6 protein-coding genes are annotated in these 6,902 nt (G+C 66.8%); 2 read left to right on the top strand and 4 right to left on the bottom strand.

Annotated elements, in window-relative coordinates:
* Together AC5Y4D_RS16145 and AC5Y4D_RS16140 are read right to left on the bottom strand one after the other, a co-directional pair.
* Positions 1–601 (bottom strand): class I SAM-dependent methyltransferase (locus AC5Y4D_RS16145; protein ID WP_500037586.1); only part of this gene is annotated, 601 nt, incomplete at its 3' end.
* A gap of 8 nt (positions 602–609) precedes the next feature.
* The gene (locus AC5Y4D_RS16140; protein ID WP_500037587.1) at positions 610–1,470 is read right to left on the bottom strand and encodes an LLM class F420-dependent oxidoreductase; all 861 of its coding nucleotides are present in this window, start codon (positions 1,468–1,470) and stop codon (positions 610–612) included.
* Positions 1,471–1,569: 99 nt separating this feature from the next.
* Between AC5Y4D_RS16140 and AC5Y4D_RS16135 the strand changes: the two genes are divergently transcribed.
* Positions 1,570–2,553, top strand: a complete 984-nt coding sequence (locus tag AC5Y4D_RS16135; RefSeq protein WP_499945553.1) for an LLM class F420-dependent oxidoreductase — start codon at positions 1,570–1,572, stop codon at positions 2,551–2,553.
* On the opposite strand, the gene AC5Y4D_RS16130 is transcribed toward AC5Y4D_RS16135, so the two are convergent.
* Complete coding sequence (locus tag AC5Y4D_RS16130) at positions 2,550–4,448, bottom strand: serine/threonine-protein kinase (protein ID WP_499945552.1); 1,899 nt, start codon at positions 4,446–4,448, stop codon at positions 2,550–2,552. The two genes, AC5Y4D_RS16135 and AC5Y4D_RS16130, sit on opposite strands and share 4 nt — an antisense overlap.
* A 4-nt stretch (positions 4,449–4,452) precedes the next feature.
* The gene (locus AC5Y4D_RS16125; protein ID WP_499945550.1) at positions 4,453–6,351 is read right to left on the bottom strand and encodes a serine/threonine-protein kinase; all 1,899 of its coding nucleotides are present in this window, start codon (positions 6,349–6,351) and stop codon (positions 4,453–4,455) included.
* 124 nt (positions 6,352–6,475) lie between these two features.
* Between AC5Y4D_RS16125 and AC5Y4D_RS16120 the strand changes: the two genes are divergently transcribed.
* The gene (locus tag AC5Y4D_RS16120) at positions 6,476–6,901 is read left to right on the top strand and encodes a Zn-ribbon domain-containing OB-fold protein (protein ID WP_499945548.1); all 426 of its coding nucleotides are present in this window, start codon (positions 6,476–6,478) and stop codon (positions 6,899–6,901) included.
* Position 6,902 lies beyond the last annotated feature (1 nt).

Below are 6,902 nucleotides of genomic sequence, written 5' to 3'. Positions count from 1 at the left end.
AGGTGCGCTGCAGGAGGTAGTGGCGGCCGGGATTCTTGCCGTTGTGATCCAGGGACGGTTCGTCGCCGGAGGACACCAGCGTCCAGGCGGGGGCGAAACGTCGCTGGATCTCGGGTAAGTCGATCCCACGCACTCCCGGCGAACGACCGGGGATCATCGCCATGATGAGTAGGCGGGAGCCCGTCGTCGCCACTGCCGTGACCTCACGCACGTAGGCGTCGCGGTCGTCGTCGTTCATGCCGTGTAGGCAGCCGTTGTCGACGACCAACGCGAAGTCCCGGCCCACGCGCGCCGAACTCAGCCGGGTGACGTCGGCGCGGACGAAGTTGACGTCGACACCGGCGGCCCTGGCTTTGACGCGGGCCTTGGCGAGAGCCTGTGGCACGTAGTCCACTCCGGTCGCCCGCCATCCGTGCCGGGCCAGATAGATGGAGTTGTCGCCGGTGCCGCAGCCGATGTCGAGCGCGGTGCCGGAAGCAATTGCGTTGTCTTCGACCAGCTCTCGGAGTTTTGCTGCGATGGGGTGCCCGTCCCACGGGACGAACCCGAGCCGGTAGAATGTCCGGTATTGCAGATGTTTGAGCCGGTGACTGAGCGCCATGACTTTGGCTATGAGGCGGCGGCGGCCAGACGCCGCCATTGTTCCCGCGGGAACGACCTGGGGTCGGCTTGGAGCACCTGGACGCAGACATGATCGGCGCCGGCCGACCTGTGCTCGGCGACCCTGCGCAGGATCGCCTCCTCGTCGCCCCACACGATGAGCGCATCGAAGAACCGATCGCTGATCTGCGACAGGTCGTCTTCGGAGAACCCGCTGCGACGCATGTTGTTGGCATAGTTCGGCATCGCCAAATAGCCGCGCAGCCAATCGGTTCCGATACTGCGCGCCGCGTCGGCGTCGTCGGTGAGGATCGCGGTCTGCTCGGGCAACAGCAACGGTCCCTCGCCCAGCGTCGCACGCGCAGAAGCGGTGTGTTCGGGAGTGACGAGGTAGGGGTGGGCGCCGCGGGCGCGGGTCGCCGACAGCTGCAGCATCTTGGGGCCCAGCGCGGCCAGCACCCGGCTCTCGACGGGCACCGGGTGCGCTGCCGCGTCCAATTCGTCCAGGAACGAGGCCGTCGCCGCGAGCGGTTTGCGGTACCGGCCAGGATTGCCGGCGTCGATCAACGGGGCATGACTGACTCCGATGCCGAGCAGAAAACGATCCCCATGCTCGGCGACAAGCCGGGCATGGGCTGCGGCAACGTCGTCGGGGGAGTTCATCCACAGATTGAGAATTCCGGTGGCGATCACCGTGCGTTCGGTCGCAGCGAGTAGGCGTTCCACCGCCTCGAGCACCGATCCGCTGACATCCGGAATCCACAGCGCCGCGAAACCGAGCTCGTCCAATTCCGCTGCGGCGTCGGCAGCTTCGGCGGCATCACCGTAGCGCAGTTGACTGCTCCACACTCCTACACCGGACAGTTCCACTCGGCTCATCCTTTCTTCCGCGACCCTGGTTCCATGGTGCCAAACGGATAATCCCGGCTCGTGGCATGGGGCCACCCGCGCAGGTCTAGAGTCCGTCCTATGCGCTTCGGTCTTTTCATCCCGCAGGGCTGGCGGATGGATCTCGTCGGCATCGAACCCGAACGGCACTGGGCGGTGATGCGCGACCTGGCCACCTATGCAGACGGCGGGGCCTGGGATTCGTTGTGGGTGTACGACCACTTCCACACGGTGCCGCTGCCCACGGACGAAGCCACCCACGAAGCATGGACGCTGATGGCCGCCTACGCCGCCGTCACCTCGCGAATCAAGCTCGGCCAGATGTGCACCGCGATGAGCTACCGCAACCCGGTCTATCTGGCCAAGGTGGCGGCCACCACCGACGTCATCTCGGGCGGGCGTGTCCAGATGGGCATCGGCGCGGGTTGGTACGAACACGAATGGCGCGCTTACGGTTACGGTTTCCCCTCGGCGGGAGCGCGGCTGGCCAGGCTGGACGAGGGCGTGCAGATCATGCGCGACGCCTGGCGTGACGGCAAGGTCAGTTTCGACGGCAGGCACTATCAGGTAGACGGCGCGATCGTCGCACCGAAGCCGCTGCAGGACAATGGTATTCCGTTGTGGATCGCGGGCGGCGGGGAAAAGAAGACACTGCGGATCGCCGCGCAGTACGCGCAATACACCAACTTCACTCCGGAACTCGAAGCGTTCGCGCACAAGTCCGAGGTACTTGCCGAGCACTGCCGCAACCTGGGCACCGACTTCGACGCGATCGTCCGGTCGGCCAACTTCACCACCGTCGTCGGGACCTCGGAGGCCGACGTCGCCGACCGCACCAAACGGGTGCGGGACCGATTGGCCGGCTATGTGCCTGAGGCGCTGGCGGATTCGATGGTCGGCGGCATCCCGGATTCGGCGTCCGGCACACCCGAGCAGGTCATCGAGCGGTTGACCAAGGTGCGCGACCTCGGGTGTGAATACGCGATCTGCTATTTCCCCGAGGCGGCTTACGACCGGTCCGGCATCGAGTTGTTCGAGCGCGAAGTGATTCCAGCGCTGAGTTAGTCACCGGTGCGCGTGAAGGTCTGGGTGAAGTCGGTGTTCACCGCGCACGCGCCGGTCTGCTCCTGGTGCCCGTTTCCGCTCAGCGACGGGATGGGATCCTGCGCCGGCGCGGGCAATGGAAACCGCGCGGTCACACTGAAATGCAGGGTGCCGCCGGCGGGACAGACGTAGTCAGCCTCTTCGCTCTGGGTCCAGCTGCCGCCGACGAACACCAGCGGTATGTCACTCGCGGGTCCGTGCAAATAGCTCATGCACCGTTCGCCGGTGCGCACGCATCTGGTGGTGACGGTCTGCTCTTCGGCCTGGCCGGGCGTCCCGTCGGGGTACCTCCGTTCGACGCGGTAGCGGCCCCGCAGCGCTTCGGCGGGCGAGGCCACCCGCGGCGGCAAAGTAGCGGGATCGGCCACTGCGCCGACGTCGACATCGCCGGTGCGGGTGAAGGTCACGGTCCGCTTGTACCGGCAGGTGTTGGCCGACGTCGCAGTGAACTCGCCGGACAGCGTGCCGTCGAGACCTGACTGCAGCACGAGAACCTGCCAGTATTCGGATGAGGTTCCACGACATTGTTCGGAGCCGAAAGAAACGGCGATCCAACGGCTTTGGACTTCGTCGAACACCAGATTCGCCGCGAAGACGACGTCGCCGCTGAGTTTGGTCGCCGTCGCGACACAGGCCGCGCCCCGGCATACCGAACGCAATCCGTAACTGGCCGTGCTCGGCGCCGGACCCTTGCCGTTGCCGTCGAGATCGGTGGCAACGGCGAAGTCGGCACGATAGGTCCCGTTCAACGGGCCGGGGGTGGGCGGGAGCGTGGTCGTCGTGGTCGGCATCGGGCTGACGGCGGGGGGTGTGACGGCAGGTGCGGGACTGTCCCGAAAGAGTCGGACCCCGACGAAGACGCCGGCGGCGATCAACAACGCCACGCCCGTCAGCGCCCCGATCAGGACCCGCGGGCGGCGCCGGGCCGGCGCGGCAACAGGAAGGGTTGGCGCGGCAACGGGAAGGGCCGGCGCGGTGGCGGTGAAGGCGGCCACCGCAGCGGCAGGTAGCTCGCCGCGCGCATACCGGCTCAGCTGAGCCGCGAAGTCGCCGCAACTGGCGTACCGGCTCCCCGGCTCTTTGGCCATGGCTTTCATGAACACCAGATCCAGCCCCGCCAAGTCAGGCCGCCGCACGCTGATCACCGGTGGCGGAGCGAACACATGCTGGGTGACCACCACAGTGGGATTGACATCCGGATAGGGCGGCTCACCGGTCAACGCGTGAAAGGCGGTGCAGGCCAACGCATACTGGTCGGCACGCCCGTCGACCGGATCGCCCCTGAGTTGCTCGGGAGCGGCGTAACTCACTGTGCCCACGGCCATGTCGGTCTCGGTCAGGCGGGCCGAATCGTCCATGCGGCGCGCGATCCCGAAATCGGACAGGTAGACGCGGCGGGCCTGTCCGCCGCCGGGCTCGGCGAGCAGGATGTTGGCCGGCTTGACGTCGCGGTGCAGCAAGCCGCGGTGATGGGCGTAGTCCAGCGCCGAAGCGACCGCGGCGACGATCGGCGTCACTTCGGCGACTGCCAAACCCCCGCAATGGCTTTCGTCCAGCATCCGGGCGAGGTCGGTGCCCGCCACGTAATCCATCGAAATCCAGAACTGGCCGTCGTGCTCGCCGCGGTCCTGGATCCCGACGATGTGCGGATGGGACAAACCGGCCGCCAGCTCGGCCTCGCGAATGAAGCGCGCCCGGTACTCGACGTCGTGGGTGAGCTCCAACGGCAGGACCTTCAGCGCGTCCTCGCGCGGCAACCGCGGGTGCGTCGCCAGATACACCGTGCCCATCCCGCCGGCACCCAGCACCCGCAGGATCGTGTATCCGGCGAACACCTGGCCAGCTTGCAGCACCATTTTGCTAATCGCCTGTGCGCGTCAATGTTTCGTCGAAGTCTATGCTGACCGCACAAGCCCGCGTCTGTACCCAGTGACCGTGGCCGGTGAGCGAAGGCAACGGATCCTCCACCGGTTGCGGCATCGGAAACGTCGCGTTGGCGTTCAAGGTCGCGGGGTTGCCGTCGGGACACTTGCCGGTGCTCGAGTCGGCCCAGGTCCAGTTGCCTCCGGCGAAAACCAATGGCACATCACCGGATTTGGAATGGAAATAGCTCATGCAGCGGTCACCGGTTCGCAGGCAGTTCGTGTCGATACCGGAGTTTCCCATCAGTTGCGGACTACCGCCGGCAAAGGTACGGGTGAGTTGGTAGTGACCGTGAAACGCCTCGGCCGCGGACGCCGACCGCGGTGGCAGCGTGGCCGGATCGGGCAGTCCGGCGTCGGCATCACCCGTGCGGGTGAAGGTGACGGCCCGCCGTTCCTGACAGTTGTTACGCGAGGTCCGGGTTTGCTCGCCGGTCAGTGTGCCGTCCGGACGCGCCTGCAGCCGGAAGACCTCCCAGATCTCTCCGGCTTTGTCACGGCATTGGGTCGTCGAGAGCGCCACCGCCACCCAGCTGCCCCGCACTTGGTCGAAGACCAACGTCGACGCGAAACTGCGCTCCCCGGTCAAGCGGGACGCCGTCGCCACGCATCCGGCCCCGCCGCACGTCGAGCGCACCCCATAGGTACCTGTCGACGGTTGCTCGTCGGGAACCTGGTTGCCGTCCAGATCGCCGACCGGGCCGAAATCGACGCGGTAGGTACCGGTGAACGGACCCACCGGCGCGGTGGTCGGGGCCGGCGGTGCGGGACTGCTCGCGCTTGGAGCGTTCGGGGCGGAGCGCGGTCGGGGCTGGTTCAGTTTGACGCCGACGAACACGCCGCCGACGATCAGCAACGCGACCGCCGTGAGGGCGGCGATCAGCACGGCCGGGCGTTGCCACCAGTGTTGCCGGGGCTGGGCCGGCAATGGCGGTAGAGCGATCGAAGGCTGGGTCTGCCTGGCGTGCAATGCAATTGGGGTGTCGTGGTGGTACGGGGTCAAGTGCGCGCTCAGTTGCGCGGCGAACTCGCTGCAACTGCTGAACCGGCCGGCGGGGTTCTTCGCCATGGCCCTGGCGAACACCGGGTCCAGTGCGCTGAGTTCCGGCCGGCGCGCACCGACCGAGGGAGGCGGGGCGCTGACGTGTTGGGTGATCACCACGGTCGGATTGCTGTGCGTGTAGGGCGGGGCGCCGGTCAGTAAGTGAAAGGCGCTGCACGCCAACGCGTATTGATCGGCACGGCCGTCGACGGCTTCGCCTTTGAGTTGTTCGGGTGCCGCGTAGGCGACGGTGCCCACGGCGAAGTTGGCGGCGGTCAGCCCGGAGGAATCGTCCATGCGGCGGGCGATGCCGAAGTCGGCCAAATAGATTCGGCGGGCCTGGCCGTCGTCGGGCTCGGTGAGCAGGATGTTGGCGGGCTTGACGTCCCGGTGCAGCAGACCGCGGTGATGGGCATAGTCCAGCGCCGACGCGACAGCGCTGACCACGGAGACTGCTTCGTCGACGGGCATGCCGCTCTGATAACGCTCGCCGAGCAGATGGTGGACGTCGGTGCCGGCCACGTAGTCCATCGAGATCCACAGTCGGCCGTCGTTCTCGCCGCGGTCGTAGATGCGCACGATGTTCGGATGCGACAGACCCGCGGCCAAGTCAGCCTCGCGGGCGAAGCGCGACCGGTATTCCGGGTCGTCAGTGACCTCGGCCGGCAGCACTTTGAGCGCGTCCTCGCGCGGCAGCCGCGGATGCGTCACCAGGTACACCTTGCCCATCCCGCCGGCGCCGAGCACCCGCAAGACCGTGTAGCCGGCAAAGACCTGGCCAACTTCGAGGGACATGGGCAAATCGTAAATCGTGGCCGCCAGCTACCGAGCCCAACAACGAGAACCAGATTTCCACAAAAGCGGAACGCTGTTGTACGTTTGGTGAGTCAATATTCTCGCGTCCGATGGAGGACCTGCGATGCCGAAAGCATTGGCCCCAGAAATCTCGACCTGGCCCGACGAGAATCCCCAATTGATCGGCAGTCGCTGCGGTGACTGCGACGCCACCACATTCCCCATCCAGCAACGTTGTCCGCGTTGCAGTTTGGGCAACATGAGTGAGGTGTTGCTACCCCGGCGGGGCAGCCTGGTCGCGTGGACCACGCAGGGTTTCCCGCCCGGCGCGCCGTACGCCGGGCCGACCGGCAAGGAGTTCGTTCCGTTCGGGGTGGGCCTGGTACAGCTCGGCGACGTGATCCGCGTCGAGGGCCGGCTGACCGAGAACGACCCTGCCAAGCTGCAGTTCGGCCAGGAGGTGGAGCTGACCTTCGTCCCGCTGACCACCAACGAGGACGGCGAGGAGATCCTCACCTTCGCGTTCGAACCGGTCGCGACGGGAGCGTGAG

Source organism: Mycobacterium sp. NGS67, assembly GCF_059812185.1.
The sequence above is the reverse complement of the archived record's forward strand: the minus strand, read 5'-3'. Positions and strand labels throughout refer to the sequence as shown.

Bases quoted from the DNA above. Each gene is read 5' to 3' on its own strand.
- AC5Y4D_RS16135 (WP_499945553.1), top strand. From the start codon at position 1,570: ATGCGCTTCGGTCTTTTCATCCCGCAGGGCTGGCGGATGGATCTCGTC.
- AC5Y4D_RS16130 (WP_499945552.1), bottom strand. From the start codon at position 4,448: ATGGTGCTGCAAGCTGGCCAGGTGTTCGCCGGATACACGATCCTGCGG.
- AC5Y4D_RS16125 (WP_499945550.1), bottom strand. From the start codon at position 6,351: ATGTCCCTCGAAGTTGGCCAGGTCTTTGCCGGCTACACGGTCTTGCGG.
- AC5Y4D_RS16120 (WP_499945548.1), top strand. From the start codon at position 6,476: ATGCCGAAAGCATTGGCCCCAGAAATCTCGACCTGGCCCGACGAGAAT.